At 60.8% G+C, this 24,389-nt stretch carries 25 protein-coding genes; 23 read left to right on the top strand and 2 right to left on the bottom strand.

The features are described from left to right. Nucleotides 1-478: 478 nt before the first annotated feature. The 14 genes from G6N50_RS10795 (at nucleotide 479) to G6N50_RS10730 (ending at nucleotide 13,032) form a co-directional block, all read left to right on the top strand. On the top strand, nucleotides 479-1,381 hold the full coding sequence (locus tag G6N50_RS10795; RefSeq protein WP_083097083.1) for an ABC transporter permease: 903 nt from the start codon (nucleotides 479-481) through the stop codon (nucleotides 1,379-1,381). Continuing rightward, the gene (locus G6N50_RS10790; protein WP_232068939.1) at nucleotides 1,381-2,250 is read left to right on the top strand and encodes an ABC transporter permease; all 870 of its coding nucleotides are present in this window, start codon (nucleotides 1,381-1,383) and stop codon (nucleotides 2,248-2,250) included. The genes G6N50_RS10795 and G6N50_RS10790 overlap by 1 nt, the downstream gene beginning before the upstream one ends. A gap of 46 nt (nucleotides 2,251-2,296) precedes the next feature. Next, on the top strand, nucleotides 2,297-3,304 hold the full coding sequence (locus tag G6N50_RS10785) for an MlaD family protein (RefSeq protein WP_232068938.1): 1,008 nt from the start codon (nucleotides 2,297-2,299) through the stop codon (nucleotides 3,302-3,304). Then, complete coding sequence (locus G6N50_RS10780; RefSeq protein ID WP_083097087.1) at nucleotides 3,301-4,353, top strand: MlaD family protein; 1,053 nt, start codon at nucleotides 3,301-3,303, stop codon at nucleotides 4,351-4,353. Before G6N50_RS10785 ends, G6N50_RS10780 begins: the two co-directional genes overlap by 4 nt. After that, entirely contained in the window at nucleotides 4,350-5,309 is a 960-nt protein-coding gene (locus G6N50_RS10775) for an MlaD family protein (protein ID WP_083097090.1), read from the top strand. Before G6N50_RS10780 ends, G6N50_RS10775 begins: the two co-directional genes overlap by 4 nt. Further along, a complete protein-coding gene (locus tag G6N50_RS10770; protein ID WP_083097092.1) occupies nucleotides 5,279-6,406 on the top strand; it encodes an MlaD family protein in 1,128 nt (375 codons plus the stop codon). Before G6N50_RS10775 ends, G6N50_RS10770 begins: the two co-directional genes overlap by 31 nt. Further along, nucleotides 6,403-7,404: an MlaD family protein gene (locus G6N50_RS10765; protein ID WP_179970114.1), complete on the top strand. Its 1,002-nt coding sequence runs from the start codon at nucleotides 6,403-6,405 to the stop codon at nucleotides 7,402-7,404. The genes G6N50_RS10770 and G6N50_RS10765 overlap by 4 nt, the downstream gene beginning before the upstream one ends. A gap of 11 nt (nucleotides 7,405-7,415) precedes the next feature. Continuing rightward, nucleotides 7,416-8,360 carry an MlaD family protein gene (locus G6N50_RS10760; RefSeq protein ID WP_232068937.1) on the top strand — a complete coding sequence of 315 codons (945 nt, stop codon included), beginning with the start codon at nucleotides 7,416-7,418 and terminating at the stop codon, nucleotides 8,358-8,360. 47 nt (nucleotides 8,361-8,407) lie between these two features. Then, nucleotides 8,408-9,079, top strand: a complete 672-nt coding sequence (locus tag G6N50_RS10755) for a hypothetical protein (protein WP_083097096.1) — start codon at nucleotides 8,408-8,410, stop codon at nucleotides 9,077-9,079. A gap of 184 nt (nucleotides 9,080-9,263) precedes the next feature. After that, on the top strand, nucleotides 9,264-9,836 hold the full coding sequence (locus G6N50_RS10750; protein WP_179970113.1) for a hypothetical protein: 573 nt from the start codon (nucleotides 9,264-9,266) through the stop codon (nucleotides 9,834-9,836). A 98-nt stretch (nucleotides 9,837-9,934) separates the two neighbouring features. After that, nucleotides 9,935-10,450 (top strand): hypothetical protein, encoded by a 516-nt coding sequence (locus tag G6N50_RS10745; protein WP_163650838.1) that lies wholly within the window; start codon nucleotides 9,935-9,937, stop codon nucleotides 10,448-10,450. Between the two features lie 233 nt (nucleotides 10,451-10,683). Then, a complete protein-coding gene (locus tag G6N50_RS10740; RefSeq protein ID WP_232068936.1) occupies nucleotides 10,684-11,049 on the top strand; it encodes a hypothetical protein in 366 nt (121 codons plus the stop codon). Nucleotides 11,050-11,138: 89 nt separating this feature from the next. Then, nucleotides 11,139-11,537 (top strand): MmpS family transport accessory protein, encoded by a 399-nt coding sequence (locus G6N50_RS10735; protein WP_083097099.1) that lies wholly within the window; start codon nucleotides 11,139-11,141, stop codon nucleotides 11,535-11,537. 7 nt (nucleotides 11,538-11,544) lie between these two features. Next, nucleotides 11,545-13,032 carry a cytochrome P450 gene (locus tag G6N50_RS10730; protein WP_158086092.1) on the top strand — a complete coding sequence of 496 codons (1,488 nt, stop codon included), beginning with the start codon at nucleotides 11,545-11,547 and terminating at the stop codon, nucleotides 13,030-13,032. Nucleotides 13,033-13,058: 26 nt separating this feature from the next. Here the strand turns inward: G6N50_RS10730 and G6N50_RS10725 are convergent, their stop codons facing one another. After that, complete coding sequence (locus G6N50_RS10725) at nucleotides 13,059-13,892, bottom strand: iron-containing redox enzyme family protein (RefSeq protein WP_083097103.1); 834 nt, start codon at nucleotides 13,890-13,892, stop codon at nucleotides 13,059-13,061. A 104-nt stretch (nucleotides 13,893-13,996) separates the two neighbouring features. Between G6N50_RS10725 and G6N50_RS10720 the strand changes: the two genes are divergently transcribed. The 9 genes from G6N50_RS10720 to G6N50_RS10680 all read left to right on the top strand — a co-directional run bounded on the left by G6N50_RS10720 (nucleotide 13,997) and on the right by G6N50_RS10680 (nucleotide 22,392). Beyond that, nucleotides 13,997-15,481 carry an aldehyde dehydrogenase family protein gene (locus G6N50_RS10720; RefSeq protein WP_083097104.1) on the top strand — a complete coding sequence of 495 codons (1,485 nt, stop codon included), beginning with the start codon at nucleotides 13,997-13,999 and terminating at the stop codon, nucleotides 15,479-15,481. A 39-nt stretch (nucleotides 15,482-15,520) separates the two neighbouring features. After that, nucleotides 15,521-16,264 (top strand): SDR family NAD(P)-dependent oxidoreductase, encoded by a 744-nt coding sequence (locus tag G6N50_RS10715; RefSeq protein ID WP_083097107.1) that lies wholly within the window; start codon nucleotides 15,521-15,523, stop codon nucleotides 16,262-16,264. An 86-nt stretch (nucleotides 16,265-16,350) separates the two neighbouring features. Next, on the top strand, nucleotides 16,351-16,680 hold the full coding sequence (locus tag G6N50_RS10710) for a 2Fe-2S iron-sulfur cluster-binding protein (RefSeq protein ID WP_083097109.1): 330 nt from the start codon (nucleotides 16,351-16,353) through the stop codon (nucleotides 16,678-16,680). 99 nt (nucleotides 16,681-16,779) lie between these two features. Further along, nucleotides 16,780-18,120: an aromatic ring-hydroxylating oxygenase subunit alpha gene (locus G6N50_RS10705; RefSeq protein WP_083097111.1), complete on the top strand. Its 1,341-nt coding sequence runs from the start codon at nucleotides 16,780-16,782 to the stop codon at nucleotides 18,118-18,120. 2 nt (nucleotides 18,121-18,122) lie between these two features. After that, a complete protein-coding gene (locus G6N50_RS10700; RefSeq protein ID WP_163650954.1) occupies nucleotides 18,123-18,458 on the top strand; it encodes a hypothetical protein in 336 nt (111 codons plus the stop codon). Nucleotides 18,459-18,509: 51 nt separating this feature from the next. Continuing rightward, nucleotides 18,510-19,784, top strand: a complete 1,275-nt coding sequence (locus G6N50_RS10695) for a cytochrome P450 (protein ID WP_083097115.1) — start codon at nucleotides 18,510-18,512, stop codon at nucleotides 19,782-19,784. Nucleotides 19,785-19,819: 35 nt separating this feature from the next. Beyond that, nucleotides 19,820-20,689 carry an enoyl-CoA hydratase/isomerase family protein gene (locus G6N50_RS10690; RefSeq protein WP_083097117.1) on the top strand — a complete coding sequence of 290 codons (870 nt, stop codon included), beginning with the start codon at nucleotides 19,820-19,822 and terminating at the stop codon, nucleotides 20,687-20,689. 27 nt (nucleotides 20,690-20,716) lie between these two features. Beyond that, on the top strand, nucleotides 20,717-21,844 hold the full coding sequence (locus G6N50_RS10685; protein ID WP_083097119.1) for an XdhC family protein: 1,128 nt from the start codon (nucleotides 20,717-20,719) through the stop codon (nucleotides 21,842-21,844). Then, nucleotides 21,841-22,392, top strand: a complete 552-nt coding sequence (locus tag G6N50_RS10680) for a nucleotidyltransferase family protein (RefSeq protein WP_083097121.1) — start codon at nucleotides 21,841-21,843, stop codon at nucleotides 22,390-22,392. Before G6N50_RS10685 ends, G6N50_RS10680 begins: the two co-directional genes overlap by 4 nt. A gap of 26 nt (nucleotides 22,393-22,418) precedes the next feature. Here the strand turns inward: G6N50_RS10680 and G6N50_RS10675 are convergent, their stop codons facing one another. Next, the gene (locus G6N50_RS10675; protein ID WP_232068979.1) at nucleotides 22,419-24,350 is read right to left on the bottom strand and encodes an alpha-ketoacid dehydrogenase subunit alpha/beta; all 1,932 of its coding nucleotides are present in this window, start codon (nucleotides 24,348-24,350) and stop codon (nucleotides 22,419-22,421) included. Nucleotides 24,351-24,389 lie beyond the last annotated feature (39 nt).

Here is a 24,389-nt window from a genome sequence, read left to right as displayed (position 1 = left end):
ATCTCGTAATCCGCCTAGTCAAGTCGCCGCTCGTCATCGGTTGCCGGTCGGTAAATATTGAGAACACGTTGTTAGTTAGGAACCTTCGCTGTAACCCGTTGACATCTTCCACGATGTCCGGCTCTAATACATGCGTAATGAACTGGTCGTTGTGCGGTGCGACCGTATCGCTGCCTGATCGGTGCCAAGGAGGTAGCAACCGGTGTCGACACCAAGGCTGGCGATGTTTCAACTAGCTCGTTATGCCTGCCCCGCTGCTGGGTTGCTGTCACCGGACCCGGTCTCCTTACCGGCGCGGTCGCATGAGGAGCACGGGGTGGTGAAAGCGACGTGCGCGCCTACGCCGGGTGCTACGTTCTGTCAACCGAAGGACCACTTGGGGGGGCATTACAAACGGCAACCAGGTAGTTCGTCTGTTGCGGAAGGCCTTGGGGTGCAGGCCGTTAGGGGAGGCTTCGATGTGGCGTGACGGGGATTCATGACTGCTCGCGTCGACAGTCGTCGGCCGCAGCAGGTGTCGAGTGCACACCCCGGCGTGGCGGGGCGGTCGCGTCCCGACCCTTACTTGCTTCGCATACACCGAGCTGCCCAGCGGATAGTCAACATCCCGGGTCGCAGCGCGGCCACGACGGGTCGCGGTATGCAACTGTTTGCGTCCGTGTTGCGCTACGTGGTCACCGACTCCATTTCTATGCGGCTCCCGGTAGGCGACGTCCTTGTGGAGGCGTGGACGTTGCTGAAAGTGACGGCAACACCCGGGCTGCTGATGGCCATTCCGTTCGGCGCACTGTCCACCGTCGTGACTTCGGGACTGGTCAACCAATTGGGGGCAAGCTCACTGCTTGGTGCGGCGGCTGGGATCGGTGTTGTTCGGCAGGGAGCGCCGATCACGGCGGGACTGTTGATGGGCGGCGCGGCGGCCTCGGCCATCGCCTCGGACTTCGGGGCGCGGGCAATCCGTGAGGAACTCGACGCAATGCGGGTATTGGGTGTGGACCCGGTTCGCCGCCTAGTGGTACCGCGATTTCTGGCGTTGCTATTGATAGCTCCCATTCTGTGTATGTTCATCGTGGTGGCCGGTGCTGCAGCCGCATTCTCAATGGCAGTGGGGGCCACCGGTGTGGCGCCGGGAAGTTTCTGGATGTCGTTTGGGACATTCGCGAAGGTCGTGGACGTATGGTTTGCGATCGCCAAGACCATCGTCTTCGGGGTGATCGTGGCAATAGTCTCATCGCTGCGCGGAATGGAGGCAAAGGGTGGGCCGCGCGGTGTCGCCGACGCGGTGAATTCATCGGTCGTTCTCAATGTCGTTTGCATCGTGTTTGCGAACCTTGCGATCACGCAATTACAAACGATGTTTTTTCCGATGGAGATCGCCTAGTGACCTACCAGAGCGGCGCAAAGCCCAGCACGTATTTCACCACCCGATTGGCGACCGCGACAACGCGGCCACTCCGTGAGACATTTCGAGCGACCGGGCAGTGGATAGTATTCATCACGCAGACGTTCTGGCTGTTGCCGCTGACTGTCGTCAAGTACCGGCGGCAAACATTGGAGCAAATGAACAGCCTCGCGTGGGGACGAGGTTCGATCATCGTGGACGGCGGCGTGGTCAGCGTATTGCTCCTCCTCGGTGTCGCGGTGGGTGGCTCGTTGGCTGTTGAGGCATTCGCGGTGTTAAACATTATCGGGTTCGGCGCCTTATCGGGGATTGTCGCCGGCATCGGAAGCGTTCGTGAGATCGGGCCGCTTGTGGGGGGTATCGCGTTCACTGCACAAACAGGATGCCGGATGACAGCCGAGATTGGCGCCATGCGCATCTCCGAAGAGATCGACGCCGTCGAGGCGATGGCCCTGCGGCCCATACCGTTCGTTGTCGGTACTCGGCTGATGGGCGCTCTGTTGTGTTTGGTCCCGGGATACACCGTGACGCTGGTGACCAATTTCTTTGTCATGGACACAGTTATCCGGGTATTTCACAACCAACCAGGCGGTACATATAAACATTACTTCGTCGAATTTCTGACACCACGAGATCTTGCGTACTCTGTGATCAAAGTGGCTGTCTTCTGCGCGGCGGTGACGCTAATCCATTGCTATTACGGATATTTTGCATCGGGTGGTCCGGTCGGTGTCGGTCAGGCATCGGGACGTGCCGTGCGGGCAAGTCTGGTGACGATCATGGTCCTCGACCTCACAATGACCGTGGCACTGTGGGGCCTCCAGCCAGTGTTTGTGTTCAAGGGCTAGGTGCAGAGCCATGTTATTCCAAGCGTCAGAACACTATGAGCACCGAATGTTGACCGTTATCGGCGCAGGGGTGGTGTCATGCGTTGTAGCCGTGGCGGGTTTGCTCGAAGTATTCAACCCATTCGGCGGGCGGCCGGACAACTTGATTTCCGTGGTCATCGACACGCCCTATGTGGGGCCGGGTGTCGCCAAGGGTACGGCGGTGGTCATGCATGGAGTAAAAGTGGGCGAGGTCACGGCCATCTCCAGCTTTCCCCGAGGCGGAGTTCGCATCAATACCGACCTACAGAAAACTCCGATAGCCGGATTAACCAACGCGATGGCTATCGATTTTCGTCCGATCAACTATTTTGGCGTCACCGGTATCAACCTGATCATGGGAACAGGCGGTCAACCACTTCGCGATGGGATGCAGATAGAGATCGTTCCAAAGGGTAATTTTGCACTTCAAGTGTTGCTGTCTCGGCTCGGTAACCTTGCCACGGGCAAGTTAACGAGGCAGTTGATCGAGGTGGTCGACAAAGCTACTCGATATACCGATGCGCTGAATCCGCTGATCGAGACGGCATTGATTTCAGCCAATGCAGTCGCCGAGACGCAAACAGTGAGCACCGCGCGATTGTTGACCAACGTCACCGGACTAAGTGTTGCATTTCCCCCATTTGTCAAAGCGGCGATAGATGTCGGCGATAATTCGGTCCACGGTAATAATATTTCAAATTGGGGCACATGGAATATCGACGACGCCACCTACAACCGGGTGTTTGTGCCATACATGGACGAGGCATCGAACGGCCTCTTCGGAGCGGTGGGCAGGTTGGAGGCCACGCATGTCGATGATCTGCTGCCCGTGATCGACTCCGTCAAGGCGCTGACCGACGTGGTGCCGCCATTGATCAGGCCCGAAGGCATTACCCAGATGCTCGTTGAGTTGCGTTCGCGGCTTGAGAAGATGTACGCCGGTACGCCGGAGCAGCGTGCAATGCAGGTTCGGATTGTTCTCGACAGCCTTCCCGGTGTGGCCGCTCCGCTCGCTGCCATGGGAGGCAATTGATGAAGCCCAGAGCAGCACTGTGGCGCCTCGCGATAAGCGGTGTCATCGCGATCGTCTTGTTTATTCTGGTTGCGAATGCACTGACGCAACCTACCGCAACAGATAATCGGCCGTACACTGCGGACTTCACCGACGCATCCGGATTGCATTCGGACGCTGACGTACGTGTGCGCGGAGTTCGGGTCGGAAAGGTTCGATCGATCGAACTCGAGCGAAAGCATGGCCAAAGCCTTGCCGTGGTCACGTTTACACTCGACAAACGATACGGCGTAGTAGCCGGGACCAGGATTGCCATCAAATTCCAGGCTCTGACCGGATTGCGGTATGTAGACGTCGTGGACGCGACCGAGACGTATTCGAAGGCAGAGCTCGTGAGCCATGCGACTACTTCGATGACCCAACCTTCCTTTGACGTCACCTCATTGTTCAATGGGCTGCAACCTGTGATCGCCACCTTGAGCCCCGACGAGTTGAACACCTTCACGGCGAATGCAGCAACATATCTTTCCGGTGATGGCACTGGCTTGGCGCCGATGTTGGACAGCATCCGCAAGCTCACCAAGTTCGTCTCAAATCGTGAGCAGGTCATTGCAACCTTGATGCGTAATCTATCGGAAATTGCTGACTCCATGGGAGGTCACTCAAAAGATGTAATCAAGCTCATTGATTCGCTTAACAAGCCAATCAACGGTGCTTTGTCAGTGCTAGATGAGTTCCGGAAATCCGAACTCTACGGCGTTGACTTCATGGGTACAGTTCGTCAAATTCTGACTAATGTGGGCTTCTCGCCTGATGTGAATAACAGCGATCAATTCATCTACGGCACCCCCAACCACAATGCCAGCGACATAAACGAGGGGATCGACCGTGCGTTCACCGTCATCGATGATTTTACAGACGCATTCAAGTTAGTTCCGGCGATGTGGGACAACATCCCACCGCCGCCTCAGGCCGGCGCGCCGCTTCCATGCGCGCGGGGGCGTGCCCAGCTACCAGAGCAAATGGATATCCTTCTGAACGGGCAAAAAGTGGTCTTATGCAACCGATGAAAATCCTGCGCAACTCCACTCTGTGGGGTGGTGGTGCCCTCATTCTTCTGCTCGTGGTGGCGCTGGTCGCGGCCATGCTGTATACGCATCCCCTGGGGCAGAAAACCGTCACGTTCTACACCGATGATGCGGCGTCGATCCGTCCCGGGGACCAGGTGCGAATCGCCGGAATCAACGTGGGCAAGGTGCAAGACCTCGCTTTGGAATCGAACCAGGTGCGGGTCCGTGCGCAGGTCGAGGGCAGCGCATTTGTCGGTGACCGATCGCAGGTAGAAGTCCGCATGCTTACCGTAGTCGGGGGCTATTACGTCAGCATCACATCGCTCGGCGATACCCCGCTCGGCGCCAGGCCCATTCCGGTGGAACGGGTGACGATGCCGTATAGCTTGATACGGACGCTCACCGACGCGACGAAAATCACCGACACCGTTAACCCAAAGCCGATCAATGAATCACTGAACCAGGTGCAGAAGGGGCTTGCCGGCACCAATGTCGAGTCGCTCGCAGCAATCATCGATGCGGGCAACAGCGTTATGTCCACAATTGACAAACAGCGGGGACAAGTCACAGCGATCTTGAATTTATCGGACGAATATATCCGCGCCTTGAATAATTTCAGCGGAAACTTCAAAGAAATGATTGAAAAGATCTCGATCGTCGAGCAGTCGCTTACGCTCTACAGTAAACGCCTCACCGCTGCGCTTACGTTGTTTAGCCAAGTCATGGATGGGCTATCGCCCCTTGGCGTTTTTTACCGGGACCATCGCGACAAATTTATTACCAAAGTGCGGGACTGGACGCAAAAGGCACGAATGTGGTCCGACCGCAACGGCGTGATAATACGAGCGCTGCGGCTGGGGCGGAGGAAGCTTGAACGCATCCTGGACGCGCAGAATGCGCCGCCGGAGCTACTCGCCACTGACCTATGCATACCGATACCGGGAAGTCCGTGCTGATGGCCGTGTCGTCGGGTGTGCGCCGCATTTGCCGGGCCGCTGCCATCGCGCTCACCGTAGTGTCCCTGGCGGGCGTCGGCACTTCGTGTGGGCGGCTCCCGCCGACGCAGCCGCACGCCGAATACTGCGCTGTCATGCCGGACAGCATCGGGCTTTATGTCGGGAACTCGGTCACTCAGATGGGCTATCCGATCGGTAAAGTCACCGGCATCACCCCTGGTGCAACCGACGTCCGTGTCGATTTCAGCGTGACCGAGCGGCGTATGTTGCCCCGTGATGTCAAGGCGGTCATCAGGTCGACATCCATCCTCGCCGACCGGTCGCTTGAACTCGTCGGCAACGCCGGGCCGGGTCCGCAGCTCCGCGGGGGCGAATGCATTCCACTTAACCGGTCAGCGACCCCGAAGAGCCTGTCCGAAGTGATCGGCTCGGCGACCAATTTCCTCAACACGATCAACCCGGACGGTTCGAAGAATGTCGGCGATGCCGTGCATGAGCTTGATCTGGCACTGCACAACAATGGAGCCGGTGTCAATCGGCTGCTTAGTACGTCGTCAACAGTGCTCGATAGCCCCGATCAAGCGATCAGCGACATTGGATCCGTTATCACCAACCTCGCTCAACTGACCACAGCGCTCACCGAGATCGAGGGGCCGCTGAAGGACACCTTGTTGAACGCGCAACAGAACATGTCTGACGTCGGCGCCGCCCTCAAAAACGGCAGCCGGATTCTTGGCGGCACAATCCCGCTTATCCAAATGGCCGGGGAGATCGAGGCCGAACTCGGCGACGAGATTCAGTTCACCCTCGACGCGACCGGGGTTGCCACGCGGAAGTTCAGTGCACACGCCCCATGGCTGGCGAATCTCCTCAATCCCGTGCCCTGGTGGGTGAACACGTTGGCCAACCACTACAACAATCGCGAGTTCCACATCACATACCGTCCGCCGCTGTATCGCATCCGTACTCCAAATGGACTCGCGCTGTGCGGCATCATGAATGCGTCGATGCCCGGCAGCTGTGCGGACGTGGCCGGTCAGCCGTACGCCGTCGATGTGGCGTTGCTCCAGTACGTACTGAACCAGGCGCACCGATGAACCGCCGGATGTGGCCGGTGGCCGCGGTTGTTGCCAGTGTCGTTGGGATCTCATCGTGTGCGTCGATCAATGTCAACGCGTTGCCGCAGCCCGGCGCTTCCTATCGCGGCGGATACGACATAGTGATCGAATTCGACAATGTCCTCAATCTTCCTGAGCGCGCAAAGGTGGTCATGGACGGCACGGCTGTCGGGATCGTGACCCAGGTGGCACTGAAGAGCCATGAAGTCGACGTCACAGCACGCATCGCCCCCAGTGTCGTGGTGCCGTCGAACATTCACGCGGTGCTGCAGCAGGCCACCGTCCTGGGAGACATGTATGTCGCCCTCGAGCGACCGCAAACCGATCACCCGGAAGCAACACCCGCGTTGGCCCACGGCGCTCGCATCCCGCTGGTTCGGACCAAATCCTCCCAACAACTGGAAGACACCATCGCGAATCTGGCGACCTTTGTATCGAGCGGGTCCATACAGCGGATACAGAACACGATCATCGGTATCAACAGAATCACGCCACATGACCTGGGTGCGGTGCAGAAAGTGGCTTCGCAAGTGTCCGCTGACCTCACCGACCTATCGGACAACATGAACCTGGTCGACCAATGGTTTAACGGAGTATCCGGGACGGTTGATGTCATGCACAGCCGACTTGACGCGCTTCACTACCTCGTCACAAATCAAGGAATGATGGCCTTTGACCATTTCATTACTCTGATGGGCTATATCGGTAAGCTTCTGCCGTCTGTGGGTAGCATCTACAGTGGCGGGTACTGGCTCATGCCGTTACTGTATTCACTTCGTGATGCGATGGGCGCTCTCCAGCATTCTAAATGGGCCTTTGAAAGAGAATGGCCGGCGTGGCGACAACTATTCACGCGTTTCTTTCTTCCAGAGGATAAATATCCGGCGATCAATATTACTTCTATAATCGGGCCAGACGGGCGGGAAATGTCCGGCAATGTGCAAGATGTACTACGGATATTAGGTGCGGCACCATGAGGATACGAGATGTGTTGTCGTTCATTGTGTTCGGCCTGATGATTGCAGGGTCGGTGGGCTATGTCGGGTCACTGGGGGTCCGGGTCGGTGCTCCTCCTGGCCGCACCAATGTCTCCATGATGGTCGCAGATGTCAACGGTCTTGCCGTCGGTTCAAATGTATTACTGCGCGGTGTGGCCGTCGGCAAAGTCAGCAATATCACGACATCTATCGGCGGAGCTACGATTGATTTTTACATCGAGCGCCAATATCGCGTGCCCGCCGATTGCAAAGTGCGGCTTGATAATTTGTCTGCGCTCGGTGAAACTTATATCGGACTGTTTCCACAGCGGCAGGATGGACCACTGTTCCGCGACGGCCAGCGCATAACAACAGAATCGGTGATACAACCGCCATCGATAACGGAGCTGGCGGTCACCGTCGCGCGGATACTCAGTCAGGTTGACTCCGAGGCGGTCGAGCGGATCCTCGGTGAGGTTAACACCGCAATGCCGAACGAACGCGCGGTGCTCCCCAACCTGTCCCACGCCAGCAAGCTGCTGCGAAACACCGCGGCCGATATGCACGGCAAAGGGCGAGTGCTGCTCGGCAATTTTCAGACGTTGTTACGTAACTCGGGGTGGCTCGGACCCGCGGTCGCCGACATCACACCTGGGACCGAAGAATCCGCCCCGGCCGTGAAATACATCATCGACGGTACCGGAGAATTGATTTACGAGCGTGGCGGGATGGGGCAAAATTTATACAGACTCGATCACCTGGTGGGCAGGCTTCAAAAGTTTCTCGATAATCAAGGCGGGGACTTTAAGGTGCTTGGTGAAGCGTTTCGGCCGAAGGTCAAGGCTATCGCTGGTGCACTGTTGAATGTCGACCCCAGTGAGATCATGGCCAATATCCTGGCCACGGTGCCCGAGGACGGCGCAATTACGTTGCACGTCACCATCCCCCAAAACTAATTAGGCAGCTATGGCCGTGCAAGACGGCGAATCGAGGAACTTGCAAGATGATTGATTCGGAATCAGGCCTCTCGGAACCAGACGCGGTCGAGGCCGATCCGGCCGAGTTGGGGCCGGAGACAAAGGCCGAGGACGGGCCGGCGGTGGAGGACGGGCCGGCGGTGGAGGGTAAGTCCAGCGAGAAAAAGGCCCGACGACTGCAGCTCTCGATTTCCCTTCGTAGTCTGGTGGTCACGGTGGTCATCGTCGCTCTTGTGGGCGCGGTCGGGGTCATCACCTGGTTCTACGTCGGAGCGCAACGCAAGCTCGATGAGCAGGTTCGTCAATCCGACAATAAGGCTCATGCCGAGAGCGTCGCGTTGCATTACGCGGTGGAAGCGGCCGCGATGAACTACCAGGACCTTAATGCGTGGAAGGCCAAACTTGTCGCGGGTACCAGTCCTGAGCTGAAAGAGAAGCTGACCAAGGCGGCGACGTCGATGGAACAGATCCTGGTCCCTCTCCAATGGAATTCAACGTCGCGCCCACTCGCGGCCAAAGAGCGCTCCGTATTCGGGACATCGTATGTCGTCGACGCGTTTGTCAGTGTCCAAACCAAAACCGTGCAAGCACCAGAGCCGCTGCAGTCTACAGCGACGTACAGTGTCACGATCGATAGCAGCAAGGATTGGCAAATTACTGACGTCGGTGGGGTTGGCGACACGTTAGGCGCTAAATAGATCAGCCGGGAAAGGACCGCTACGATGACTGGAATTGCGCAGCATGGTTCAGGTCGCGTTTCGTCGAAGTCTAGTTAACGGGTGAGAAATGTTGGCCCTGCAAGACTTGACGAAGCGTAAGACAGTTCATCGCTGCACGTGTGCGGTCGCATGCGTATTACTCGCGTTGTCGGGTGTCACGGTCATGATGGGACCCGTCTCTCTTGCCGATCCGTCCGATTACGATCGGCCTCCGGTGCCCTTACCGATAGTCACGCCGACGCCGTCGAATTGGGCACCGAAGTTTCCCTTCCCGTATGACGAAACACGGGCAAGCGTCACTGATGCGGATATCACCGCCGAGCGGGAGATGTGCCAGTGGTACAACGCCCAATACGACGAACTCACGCGTCAGATCAACAGGCTGCAATTCCACAGGATCACACCTAACGGACCGGGGGTCATATCGGGCTCGGGTTCTGACTGGGACTACAGCCAAGGCGATCTTCAACAACAAGCCGATATCGTCACCGCAAATATCGACCACTCGGTGGATTTCCTTGCCCCCCGCGCCCAGGCGCTCACCCAAACCCAGGACCACGCGGGTGACGTGTACTTCCCGATATATGAGGGTAAGAGTTTCTACCTGCTGTGGCAGCACTTGTCGAATGTGAACGACGGGATCAAAAGCCATCAGCCCGATTGGTTTACCGGCCCATCGGTCCAGAGAGTGTTGCGGTGGGGAGAAAGGATCCATCGTTCGCATGTTTGCCAGTAGCAGGAATGTGTCAGGCGGCTGGGGGATGCTGCATGGAGGATCAAAGGGTGCGTAACCGTATTGGTAGTTGGCGGTGGTCCGCGACGGCCGCGTCTGCCATGGGACTGATATTCGGGATCGTCACTCCCGCGCATGCAGATCCGCCCGCCGATGCTCCGGTGAATCCGTTTCCCGATATGGCGCATATAGAGTCGTGGTACAACCAATTGGAGCCGGACAGATTCTTCATTCCCGACCACCCGGGTGTTTGGTTTTTGACTCCCTCTGGCCTCAACTGCGGCATCTGGGATAGGGGAGGTTTTGGGTGTGCCGGCGATATCCCGGGCGCACCCCCGGGAGATAATCACATCGCCTGGTTCAACGGAAATCGTGCCGTGCACCACGGCTGGACCGCGGCCATCCAATTCCCCGCCGGGCAAGCGGCGCAGACGCTCCCGCCGCGCAGCTACGTGACGTACAACTCGACGACCTGTGCGATCACACCCGACAGCAATACGTACTGCACGCACGGTGAGTTCAAGTTCTTGATAACGCCGAGCGGGACTTGGTTCAAAGCGTGGAACGACAGGCTGTCCTATGTATGCAATGCGTACCAGTCTTGTCCGCCGGGGTGAGGGGATGATCAATCTGCGCTCTCGCCGCCTGGTGCACGCGGCTGGGCTGCCCGTCGTTTCATCCATCCGCGGAAGGGGGTAAATTGTCAACACGGTCAGTTGCTGCGTTTGGCGCCGCTAGGCCAGCTTCTATCTTTCACCGCTGCAGTCGGTCGATCAGGTCGGTAATTCCGGTCGTCACGGTTGTTTCGGCCGGTATCGTGCTGGCGCCGCCGGCGGTCGCGGATTCAGTAGTGGTATTGCAAGACGCCGTCGCGTCGCTGCGCAGTGGAACTTCCTGCGGACCGCTGCGCTACAGTCCGGTTGTCGAGCAAGCAGCAGATATCGTCAATAAGTCGACCTCTGACTACCTGGACAACAACGCAACCCACGTCCCGATCGCCGACCCACTACCGGGGCTGAAGGATCTGGGCTATGGCGGCAACAAGGCGGTTCTGCTGCAGGGCGCCCATAAAAACGAAGCCAGCGCGATAAAGGGCGCATTGTTGCAAGGCTATAACGCATTCCCCGATTGTTCCTACACTGACTTCGGTGCAAGCATAGTTCGGAACGAAAATACTGGCTACAATTTGGTTTCGTTGGTGTTGGCCGGCGGTTAGGTAATGGCCATCAGATGCGTTTCGCTAGCTCGTGCCGTTGGTGCTGTGAGAAATTTTCGGTTCGGCCCGATACTCACCGGAAGACCACTATGATTCGCATCTGTTTCGTAATTCTTTCGCTGATTCCCGCCATTTCTGCCGGGGTATTGGCACCACGCGCTCAGGCAGCGGACAGCGTGACATACGAGGTTGTTTCCAACGACGTCGCCACAGCGAACGTCGAGTACTTCGACCTCTCCCAGCGAAAAGTGCTCGACGGTGTCCAGCTGCCATGGCGGACCAACGTAACGGTGATCGACGCTCACAGCCCGTCAACCGACGGCGCGGAAGTGCGCGCCGACTGGCGAAGCAGTATCGCCGCTCTGCCAGTATGGCGACCTGGTAAGTGGGTCACCGTGCGAATCTATTTCCAAGGAAAAGTCATCTGCCAAAACACCCTCGACGTTGGCAATGCGGCATGCTACGGGAGCACCACCTTCAAGAACTGACTGCGACGTGATCGCAAAATCGCATCGCGCCCGGTGGACTGATGTCGAGACTTTTCAGTTTGGTGCGTCGCGCGACGACGCGGGAGGGCCGTCGCTTCCGGTAAATCGACTCGTCTGTGTTGAGTTCACCTGCGCGCCGATGGAATGTCGCTCGCCGTGCGCCAATGGCAGCGACTCGCAGCGTGAGGAAATCCAGGATATTATATACCGCCTGGGATCGGAAAGGGGTTACCCAGTGAGCGTTGAGACTGCAAGGCCGACCTTGGACTCGATCGACCTCGGCGATCCGGAACTGTTTCGGCACGGGTTTCCGCACGACGTATTCACGGTGCTTCGGGAGCAGGCCCCGGTGTGGCGCCACCCGGAGACGCCGGGAACCAAGCATGTTGACCGGCCGTTCTGGGTGGTGTCGCGCCACGCCGACATCGACACGGTAAGTCGCGATCATGAGAACTTCCGATCGTATGAAGGCCCGAGCATCCCGGACTGGGACCCGAACGCGCGGGGCATGACGCTCATTGCCATGGACCCGCCCGATCACTCGCGGCTGCGCCGGCTCGTCAACCGAGGCTTCACGCCCCGGATGGTCGCCAGGCTTGAGGACCAAGCACGGGCCTGGGCGGTCACAGTGGTCGATCAGGCACTGACGAAAGGGGCGTGCAACTTCGTCGACGAGGTCGCCTATCAGCTGCCGATGCACATGATCGCCGACATCGTCGGAATTCCCCAGGATGACCGGGCCGAGCTGTTCGGGCTGGTGACAAAGGTCCTGGACACTTTTGACCCGCAATCTGGACGCACTGAAGTCGAACTTGCCGAGAGCCTTGGCAAGACGTACGCCTACGCGCACGAACTTGCCGAGAACAAACGCCGGTCACCGCAGGATGACGTGTGGAGCAAACTCACAACGGCCGCGGTCGAACACCTCGATGGCACAACCACACGGCTGAGCGAACTCGAACTTGACCTGTTCTTTATTCTCCTGGTGTTCGCGGGCAGCGAGACCACACGCGATTCAATCGCGGCGGGATTGCTGGCACTGCTTGAACACCCAGCCCAGATGGATCGAATGCGGCGTGACCCATCGGTCCTGGACACCGCGGTCGACGAAATCGTCCGCTGGACCTCGCCGACGTCGTATTTCGGTCGAACCGCAACGCGAGACGTTACCCTGCACGATGCGCGGATCCGGTCGGGGGATCGGGTCAGCATGTGGTACGCGTCCGCCAATCGCGACGCAGCGGTGTTCACCGATCCGTTCCGCTTCGATGTCACTCGAAACCCGAACCCTCACTTAGGTTTCGGCGGACACGGCGTGCACTATTGCCTGGGCGCCAACCTGGCGCGGCGCAACATCAAAGTGATGTTCTCCGAACTTCTCGCCAGGGTGAAGGATATCGAGATGCTGGGCGAGCCGTCGTATCGCTCGGTCGGCATCACCAACATGATCACCTGCTCGCTGAAGGATCTCCCCGTGCGGCTGGTGCCGGCCTGATGGTCGCCCATGACGGCGGGTGAAAGTCACGCCGCGACGGTGGGTGCCCCTTCTACGGCCTCGAGAGCGAGCCGCTCGATCTCGCCGAACATCAGCGCGAACGTCTCCACGGCAGTCTTCGCTGCCCAGAGCATCTCTCGCTGGATGCGCGGGTCGGTGCCGTATTTGGCCAGCAACTCGAGCTCACCACCGCCGTGAAACTGGTCCTTGTAGCCGTGCAACGCGTTGAACAAGAGGTCGTCGCCGGGAATACCGAGTCGCTCGGGCAGCGACGAAGACATTGCAGCGGTGGCGTCGGCCAATTGTTCGGGGGTCATCAGCTTTACTCGCAGCTCCACTGCAGGTTTGGAATTGACAATCTCCAGCCCGGCGATTGCGGCGTAGGCCGCCTCCCAGGGCAGCGTCCGGGCAAGGTCGTCCAGAGCCAGGATGCAGGCGTGCAGAAGCGGGGTCGGGGGAGTCGCGGCGACGTCCTCACGTGCGACGCCACAGGCTTCGGTCTCGTCGTAGAGGACATCGACGTGGCAGCGACCGTTGGCGTCTTCGTCACCGACCTCTTCGTCGACGCAGTCTTGAATGATCTCGCGGCGTACGTCCTGGTATGGACAGCGTGACGCGATCTCCAGCAACCAGCTCGGGAAGCGCCACGCGAAGAACGAGAAGTACTTCATCGAGGTTGCGTGGTACAGGCGGGCCTGAGTCTGGTCGTAGTGATCGGGGATGACGAACGGGCGCTTCATGTGCTCCATCGCGGTGGTCACCACGGTCTCGACCAGCTGAGCCTGGAAATCTTCAGGGGAAATGCCGCTGGTCCGCTCTGGCGCGCGCCGATCTCGGCCGTCGTACGGCAGTCCGGTCATGAGCAATCCTTTCGCTGGGCACCCTTCAAAATCCGGATACTATCACTAGATATAATATTAAATCGTCACGCACACTTCACGCATACCGACGTCAGGACTCCGAGATGCCGATCGACGCAGCGACGATCGCGAAGCGCTGGCTGAATTACATCGATGGGCGATGGACCGCCTCACATCGCGGCGACTTCATTCCGGTGGAGGATCCGTCGACGGGTCAGCACCTCGCCGAGGTCGCCCAAGCGAGCGCGGGTGATGTCGATGCAGCGGTAGACGCTGCCCGTCGCGCCTTCGACTCCCGTGTGCTGGTCGACATGCGGCCTGCGGAGCGCGGCGCCATGATGTTGGAGATCGCCCGGCAATTGCAGGAGATGGCCGAGGACATTGCCGTCGTCGACTGCCTGGAGAACGGTAAGCCGATCCAGAGCGCCAACAATGAGCCGATGGCAGCAGTGCGCTATTTCACCTATTACGGCGGTCTCGCCGACAAGCTCGAGGGCGTGTCGATCCCGCTTGGGCGAGACTACGTCGACTACACTATCCGCGCGCCGTTCGGCGTTTCCGCGCAAATTGTGCCCTGGAACTTCCCGTTGCAGCTCGCCGCGCGGTCGATCGCGTGTGCGATCGCGACCGGCAACACGGTGGTGCTCAAGACGCCCGAGCTCTCGCCGCTGGCGTGCACCTTTCTTGCCGAGGCGTGCAGCCGTGCCGGCGTTCCCGATGGCGTCGTAAACATTGTCTGCGGCTATGGCGACGAGGCTGGGGCAGCGCTCGTGGCGCACAACGGCATCGACCACATCGTGTTCACCGGTAGCGTCGCCACCGGTCAAAGCATCATGTGCGCCGCCGCGGCGCGGGTCATCCCGACGGTGATGGAGCTGGGCGGGAAGTCCGCTGCCGTGGTGTACCCGGATGCCGACCTGGCACAGGCGGTGGCATCGACGACGGCGGGAATTTTCACCCACGCCGGGCAGGTATGTTCGGCCGCTTCGCGACTCGTGGTGCATCGTTCGGTGCACGATCGTGTCGTCGAATCGATCGCCGAGCGAGTGGGCCGGTTCACGATCGGGCCCGCTATTGAGGGCCCGGATTTGGGTCCGGTGATCTCCGAACAGCAGCTCGCCAAGGTGGAGGGGTTCGCGCAGCGCGCGTCGGCATCCGGCGGCGAGGTGATGACGGGTGGCAAGCGCGTCGGCTACCTGCGCGGGCACTTCATGGAACCGACGATCATCACGAACGTCGCATCGGATTCGGAGATCGTGCAGAGCGAGGTTTTCGGACCTGTTCTGGTGGTGCAGTCGTTCGAGGAGCCCGAGGAGGCGGTGGCGCTCGCCAACGGCACCGAGTACGGCCTCTGCGCCGGCGTGCATACCAATGACCTGAGCCTTGCGCACTGGACGGCGGAACGGTTGGTCGCCGGGCAGGTCTTCGTCAACGAATGGTTCGCCGGCGGTGTGGAAACGCCGTTCGGCGGGACGAAACGCTCGGGGTTCGGACGCGAAAAGGGTCAGGAAGCACTGCTCAATTACGTGCAAACCAAGAATGTTGCGATTCGCATCGGTGGTACAGGAACGGGTAGGCCAGGCGGCTGAGCCGGCCGCACCGTGTTGAGACGTTGACTGGAGGTCGTGATGGGGCGTGTGGCGGTGGTGACCGGCGGCGCATCGGGGATGGGGCTGGCGATCTGCAGGCACCTTGCGCAGCAAGGAAACTCGGTCGCTGTGCTCGACCTTCAGGGCGAGGCGGCGGCGAAAACCGCGGCCGAACTGTCGTCCAGCGGTCCTCGCGCCATCGGCGTCGAGGTCGACGTCGCCGACAAGGAGTCGGTTGACGCCGCCCTCGGCAACGTGCGGCGCGAACTCGGGACGGTCTCGATCATGGTCACCAGTGCAGGCATCGCGCCCTACGACTCGTGCCTCGACATCAGCCTCGAGTTGTGGCGCCGGGTGATCGACGTCAACCTCACCGGCACCTTCCTTTGCGTCCAGGCAGTGATTCCCGACATGACCGACGCAGGGTGGGGACGGATCGTGACGGTATCGTCAGCGGCCGGACAATGGGGCACTGCCAGAATGGCGCACTACTCGGCTGCCAAGGGCGGTGTCATCGCGCTGACCAAGGCCCTTGCCCGTGAACTCGCGCCGTGCGGCATCACGGTCAACACGGTCCCTCCAGGGGTGATCGACACTCCGATGAGCCGGCACGCGCAGGCTGCGGGAAACATTCCCGACGACGGGATCGTCTCCACCCGTGTCCCGCTCGGCAGAAAGGGGACGGCCGACGAGATAGCGGCGACCTGCGCCTTCCTCTGTAGCGAGGCCGCCTCGTACATCACGGGTCAGGTTTACGCCGTCAACGGTGGGATGGTCATGTGAGCCACCTTCGGTGGCGCGTCTCGAGACGACCGCACCCATCCTGTACGATAATATATAGTATCTAAAACGACGTGAGGCTATGGCAAATGACAGCGGAGTTCCGCGCAACGGCGCCCAGCGATCAGACTGCCCGCGAGGCGACCGAAGAGGTCGTCATCACCTGGAACGGCCGGCGGTATCGACAGCCGTACACGGCGGGGGAGAGCCTGCTCGAGACCGCCCGGCGAGCCGGGATCTCGCCGCCTTTTTCATGCGAGGCCGGCGAATGCGCCACCTGTATGGCGCTTCTCAAGGAGGGCCAGGTGGAAATGCAGGCCAACACCGCGTTGATGCCCGACGAGGTCGACGAGGGGTGGGTGCTGACTTGCCAGGGATATCCGGTGACGAAACGCGTCGTCGTTGAATACCAGGAGTGACAACGTGAGCTTCTCGCAGTGCCTTGACCTGCGAAAATATACGATATACTTTAGCAGGATGCTGGGCCAGGATGGCGCGTTGCGAAAGGACCATTGGGCATGACATCAGCGCAAATCTCGGGTCTGACTGAGGCTGAAGCCAAGGGTATTGAGACCTTCGAGAAGCCTCCTGTCGGCAGTTGGACGGAAGCGTTCGGCCTCGACACCGGAGCGATCGCCTACGAGGATTCGTTCTCGCGTGAGTTCTACGAATTGGAAACCGAAGCCGTCTTCCGGCGCTCGTGGCTCAACATCGGACGGGTCGAGGACCTACCCAGACGCGGGAGCTACTTCACCAAAGAGCTGAGATTCCTCAACGCGTCACTGCTCATCATCAGAGGCATGGACGACGAGATCCGCGCGTTCCACAACGTCTGCTCGCACCGTGGCAATCAATTGGTGTGGGATGAGTTTCCCGGCCAGGAGACCAAAGGGACGTGCCGGGCGATCGCCTGCAAATTTCACGGCTGGCGGTACGGGTTGGACGGATCGATCCAATATGTCCACAACGCTGCGGAGTTCTTCGACCTCGAGCCCGAACGTCTTGGTCTGCCCAAGGTGCACCTCGAGGTGTGGGCCGGCTTCATCTTCATCAACCTCGAGAAGGAACCGCGCCACTCACTACGCGAATTCCTCGGCCCGGACGTGGTCAAGCTCGAAAGCTATCCATTCGAGAAGATGACGCAGACCTATGTGATGGAATCCACCATCAAGGCGAACTGGAAGTTGTTCCTGGACGCGTTCCAGGAGGTCTACCACGTCCCGTATGTGCACGGGAAACTGAACAATCCGACCGGTCCCGCGACCGGAGTGGACAAGGTTCCGTTCATGATCCCGTTCTTCGGAAAGTACGGCAAACACCGGCTTTTCACCTCGGGCGGCCAGAACGCGAACGCCAACGTCCGGAGCGCGCGACCCCTGGACGAGCTGTTCAAGGGGGGCTTCTTCGGGCCAATCCCGGTGCCCGACATCGGACCGCTTGGGGATGGCATCAACCCGGCCCGGCTGCCCAACTGGGGCCTCGATTCCTGGCAGCTATACCCGAACTTCGTCATCTTGTGCTGGTCGCGGAACTGGTACATCACGTATCACTACTGGCCGACCGACGTGAACGAGCACAAGTTCGTGTTCTCGGCCTACTTCGTGCCGCCCAGGAATGCGACAGAGCGTCTGTCGCAGGAGTACACCATTTCGACCATGCGTGAATTCGCGATCCAGGACGCCAACACGCTCGCGGCGACCCAGCGCATGATCGAGACAAACGCGCGCCGGGAGTTCTTTCTCAACGACCAAGAGGTGCTGATCCGTCATCTGCATAAGGTAGTGACCGACGACGTGGCGGCATACCGCGCGGAACTCGACTCGGCGGGAAACGGCAACGGTAGGAACGTGAACCGATGATGGTGACCGAGACTGCAATATTCCCAACCGAATTCGCTGATTTGGAGCCGTTCGCGGACTGGTCGATTGAGAAGGATCACGACCGCTACCAGAAGAGGCTCGCAAGCTCCATCGGCGATATGCAGGCGCTGTACGATGCGCTCGTACCGCGGGCGCCTGCGGCGATGGAGTACCTGGACCAATTCGACTTGAAAGAGTTGCCTGACGACGCCCTTCGTCTGCTGTGGCTGCTCTATTCGCTCACCACGATCTCGTTTGCCGTGGACATCTTCAAACAGCCGAGGATCCCCGATTCCGGTTCGGCCTACATCCAATTCGTTCGGGAGCCCAGTCCGTAGACGAGACCGGCTCCAGCTGAATTCACCCCCCGGAGGCAAGAGGATGAGATTATGAGCCGCGACTTCGAATCGGTGGACTTCTTCCGTGACGAAAAACTCGTCAGCGACCCACAGCCATACTACGAATACCTCAGAAGTAAATGTCCAGTACACCGGGAGTCTCACCACGACGTGGTGATGGTCACCGGCTACGACGAGGCTTCCGCCGCCTTCACAGACAGCGATTCGTTGTCGGCATGCATCGCTCCGGGCGGTCCGTTCCCCGGCTTTCCCGTCTCACTCGCGGGGGATGATGTCGCGGACCTGATCGAGCAGTACCGGGATCAGTTGCCGCTGAGTAAAGAGATCATGACAATGGATCCGCCACAGCACACCCGGCACCGGGCACTGACGAGGCAACACTTCACGCCCCGACGCGTCAGCGAGACCGAGCAAGCCATGCGGGGCCTCGCGGACCAGGAGATCGATCGGTTCATCGACAACGGCGCGGTCGACCTCATGCACGAGTTCGCCGCCCCGTACGCGCTCATGAACATCTGCACATTGTTGGGTATCCCGGAAGAAGACTGGCCTGAATTTCGCGTCGAGATGTTGGGCGAGCACCGGGACCGCGGGCTGGGCAGCATCAAGAGCGAGATCGCCAGGGATGCACATTCTTTCGTCCATGATCGGTTCACCCGCTACATTGAAGACCGGCGCGCCGATCCTCGCGACGACATCTTGACGCGGATGGCCACCGCCCCGTTCCCGGACGGATCGACGCCAACCATCGAAGATGTCCTTCAGCTGGCATCGGCGTTGTTCATCGGCGGCAGCGGCACCACGGCTCATCTTCTAGGATCGGCTTTCCTGCGGATCGCCGAGGACCCGCAATTGCAGCAGCGCCTCCGGGACGAACCCGGTCTCATCCCAAACTTCGTCGAAGAGGTGCTGCGACTCGAAGGCCCGATCAAGGGGACGTTCCGGCTGACGAAAGTGCCCACCAACATCGGCGGCGTGGAAGTCCCGGCCGGCTCCACCTTGATGCTGGTCTGCGCTGCGGCCGGACGGGATCCGCGCCATTTCGACAACCCCGACGACCTCGACCTCGGACGTCAAAACGCGCGCCAGCACCGGTCTTTCGGGTTAGGTCCGCATGTCTGCCCGGGTGCTGCCCTTGCCCGCGCCGAGGCGCGGGTCGGCATCGAAAGTCTTCTTGACCGGCTTGACCAGATCCAGATCAACGAAGCCATTCATGGTCCGGCCGGCGCACGGCGATTCAATTATTTGCCCACATATCAGATACGTGGCTTGCAGGAGCTACATCTCACGTTCAAGTCAGCATAACTAGCGCGGATCTAGTCAAGGTCGACGAGGGAGCAATGGCGAAACGCACGCGATTCGAGGACTACAAGGACAGCTACGCGAACTTTCAGTTCGAGTTGAGCGACGAGGGCATTCTTTTGATGCGTTGCCACACCGAGGGCGGACCGCTGGTGTGGGACGCCGAATCGCACGACCGGATGGCGGATGCGTTCGCAGACATCGCCGGTGACCGCGACATCAAAGTCGTCATCCACACCGGAACCGGGGAGAACTACAACGCGGACTGGGGTTTCCTGGCGAAAGGCTCTACCGACGACGACACCGTCGCCAAATCTGAAGTCCCAAAGGGATTCAAGCCGCCCGTGGAATTCATGGATGAGCGTGCGTGGTACGGCCGGATGCTGATCATGAACCTGCTCGACATCGAGGTGCCGATCATCGCGGCGGTGAACGGGCCTTGCAACATTCATTCCGAGGTCCCGCTCATGTGCGACATCGTGATCGCCTCCGACGACGCGACTTTCCAAGACGCACCGCACTACCGGCGCGGCATGGTTCCGGGCGACGGCCAGCACATCGCGTGGCCAATGGTGGTCGGCCCGAACCGGGCGCGATACCTGATGCTGACCGGCCACACGCTGTCCGCTCAGCAGGCTATGGAGTGGGGTGCGGTCGCGGAGGTGTTGCCGAAAGACCGTGTCCTGGAACGCGCGTGGGAACTGGCGCGCGACATCGCCAAGCGGCCGCCGCTGGCAACCCGCTACACGCGGATGCTCTTCACCCAGAACTTCAAGCGCGCCTGTATCGACGAACTGAGTCACGGCGTCGGGCTCGAGCTGTACGCGCAACGGCAGTTCTACCCGGTCGGCGGCGGCATGGGCCCCCTCAAACAGTCATGGGACTCGGACGACCCGATGGCCGACTAGGCGCCGCGCGGTAGGTTAGGAGCCGCAATGCGCGACGTCCTGACGGAATTGACGGCGGTGTGGCGAGGTGGTGGTACGGCCGGCCTCGCGACAGTGGTCCGCACCGTGCGGTCAGCCCCGCGGCCGCAGGGCGCCACCATGATGGTCGCCCCCGACGGAACCGTCGCCGGGGCGGTCTCCGGTGGCTGCGTCGAGGCGGCCGTGTACCAATTGGCGACCGAGGTGGTGCGGACCGGCCGGCCTCAGTTGCAGCGCTACGGCGCCGACGCTGACGATCCGTTTGCCGTCGGTCTCACCTGCGGCGGGGAGATCGATGTCTTCGTCGAAGCGATATCCTCGGACACCTTCCCCCAACTGCAGGCGGTCGCCGACCACATTGCTGAACACCGCCGGATTGCCGTGGCCACCGTCATCGCCCATCCCGAGCCCACCAGGCTGGGCCGCAGGCTCATCATCACACCGGAGTGGGTCGACGGGACGCTCGGGTCGCCACGGTCCGACGCGGCCATCACCGACGACGCCCGGGGCATGCTTGCCGCCGGACGCACCGCCGTGCTGACCTACGGGCCGGACGGCCAGCGCCAGGACGCCGGCATGGAAGTCTTCGTCGCCAGCCACGCGCCGGCCCCCCGGATGCTCGTATTCGGTGCGACCGACTTCGCCGCGGCCCTGGCGCGCCAGGGCACCTTCCTCGGCTACCGGGTCACCGTGTGCGATGCCCGCTCGGTCTTTGCCACCACGGCCCGATTCCCGACCGCAGACGAGGTCCTCGTGGACTGGCCCGACCGCTACCTGGCGGCGCAGGCCGAGCAGGGCGCGATCGACGCCCGGACCGCCGTCTGCGTGCTGACCCACGACCCCAAGTTCGATGTCCCGGTGCTGTGCGTGGCGCTGCGCCTGCCCCAGGTCGGCTACGTGGGGGCGATGGGATCCCGCGACACCCACGACGACCGGCTACATCGGCTGCGTGCGGCGGGCCTGACCGAGGCCGAATTGAGCCGGCTTACCAGTCCGATCGGCCTGGACCTCGGGGCCCGCACGCCGGAGGAAACCGCTGTCTCGATCGCCGCGGAGATCATCGCGCGCGGCGGGGGCGGTGGTGGTCGACCGTTGGCTGAGATCGAGGGTCGCATCCACCACGATATGACGCCGTGAGCCCGCGCATCGTCGGAGTGCTGCTGGCCGCCGGCGCGGGGCGACGTTACGGCAAACCGAAGGTACTGGTCGACGATTGGCTGGACATCGCGGTGCGCGCGCTGCGGGACGGCGGGTGTGCCGACGTCATTTTGGTGCTTGGTGCCGCCGAGGTGCCGGCCCCGGCGGGCGTCACCACGGTGACCGCGTCGGACTGGAGTGAGGGACTCAGCGCATCGGTTCGCGCCGGCCTCGCCCAGGCAGGTCACCTGGCGGCGGCCTACGCCGTGCTGCACGTCATCGACACCCCCGATGTCGGGCCGGAGACGGTTGCGCGAGTCCTCAACCGCGCATTGAGGTCTCGCAGCGGGCTTGCCCGCGCGTATTTCGGCGACCAGCCGGGCCATCCTGTCGTGCTGGCTCGCCCGCACTGGCCCGGTGTGCTGGCCGCAATGTCCGGCGACCAGGGCGCGGGTGTCTACCTGCGCAGCCGCACAGACGTCGAGAAGGTCGACTGCAGCGACCTGGCCGGCGGTCGCGACCTCGACGAGCCGGCTTCACCTGGATGAGCTGTCGTCAGATCGCATCATCCGGGCTATTTGTCGGCAACCACTTCGCGTATCGCATCGATGATCTGCTTTGGGCCTGGGAGCCAGATCTGTTCTAGGTCAGGCGAATACGGCGCAGGGGTGAATGGCGGTGTCACACGTTTGATCGGGGCGTCGAGATGCCATACACCTATATCGGCGATCTGCGCCGCGATCTCGGCGCCGAGCCCGCCCTTGCCGTGCGCCTCGTGAGCAATCACGAGCCGGTTCGTCTTTCGCACAGATCGCAGAACGCACTCCAGGTCGAATGGTGCCACGGTGCGCAGGTCGATGACCTCGACATCGATGCCTTCGGAAGCAATCTGATTCGCCGCGGCCAGCGCGGTTTGCGCCATCCGTGACCAACTCACCAGCGTGACATCGCAACCCTGGCGCCGGATCGCCGCTTGGCCCAGAGGAACGACATAATCGGGGTCCGGCCGAATGCCCTTGAGCCCGTATTGGAGTCGGTGCTCGACGAAAATGACGGGATTGGGATCCATTATCGCTGCGCGTAGCAGGCCGTAGGTGTCTTCGGCGGTGGACGGCATCACGACGGTGAGGCCGGGTATGTGGGAGAGCAGAGCTTCGAGGCTCTGCGAGTGCTGTGCCGCAGACGACCGCCCCGAGCCGAACTGCGTCCTGATCACCAGCGCGGCGGGCGCTCGGCCACCGGTCATGAAGTGAATCTTGGCGGCCTGATTCATGATTTGATCGAACGCTACGCCGATGAAGTCGAAGTACATGATTTCGACTATCGGCTTACAGCCCGTCATCGCCGCGCCTACGGCCAGGCCCACGACGGCACTTTCTGAGATCGGGGTGTCGAAGACTCGTTGTCCGAAGCTGTCGCGCAATCCGCGAGTCAGACCGAAGACATTGCCACCGCCCACATCGACGCCGGCTACGAAGACCGTGGGGTCTGTTTGCAGCGAATACTCAAGTGCCGCATGCACGGCGTGCATGACCTTGAACCCGCGATCCCCATCTGCGGTGACCGGCTCCAGTCGCGCAGGAGCAGCGGCCACTCGCCCAACCTCGACCGCATCGGACAACATCGACGGGTCCGGTGGTGCGGCGCCGCTGGCCGCAGTCTCGGCTTCGGCGGTCACCCGTTCAGCTCGCGCCTCGACCGAGGACATAGCAGGGCGGTCAACCCGGTCGCGCAACGCCGAGGCCAGCGCAGCGATCGGATCCCGCTCTTTCCATTGCGCCAACTCCGCATCGGTCCGATACGGCATTGGGTCGCCTTCATAGTGGCCGTGCCAACGGTAAGTGATCGTTTCGAGGAGGAACGGCCCCTCGCCGGCACGCATACGCGACACGAATGACATTGCGGCGGCCGCGACCGCGACAACGTCGTTGCCGTCGACCGACGCACAATCGATCCCGTAGGCCGAAGCACGGGCGGTGACCGGCACGGGGTGCTGCTCGTCGAAAGACGAGAACTCCGAATACTGGTTGTTCTCACACACGAAAAGAACGGGAAGGCCGCGCACGGCAGCGAGATTCACGGCTTCGTGGAAGGCGCCTTGGGCAATGGCGCCGTCGCCGAAGAACGCAACCACGACGTCATCGCGATTCTGCTGGCGGAAACCCTCGGCAACGCCCACCGCGATCGGCAACCCTGCGCCGACGATTCCGTTGGCACCATAAATCCCACGGTCGAAGTCGGCGATGTGCATCGACCCGCCCATGCCGCCGCCGGTACCGATCGCCCTGCCCATCAGCTCACCGAACATCGATGTGGGATCCGCGCCCTTGGCGAGGCAGTGTCCATGGCCCCGATGATTCGAAACGATTCCATCCGTTGAGCGCAACGGCCAGCAAGTCCCAACGGCCGATGCCTCTTGTCCGATCGACAGATGCACAAAGCCCGGCACCTGGCCCTCGGCGTAGAGCCGTGAGGTGCGTTGCTCGAAATTCCGGATGAGCAACATCCGGTAATACATCTCTAGCAGTTCGTCCGTTGAGAAAGA

Origin of the sequence: Mycobacterium mantenii (assembly GCF_010731775.1) — a bacterium.
Taxonomy (GTDB): Bacteria; Actinomycetota; Actinomycetes; order Mycobacteriales; family Mycobacteriaceae; genus Mycobacterium; species Mycobacterium mantenii.
The sequence above is the reverse complement of the archived record's forward strand: the minus strand, read 5'-3'. Positions and strand labels throughout refer to the sequence as shown.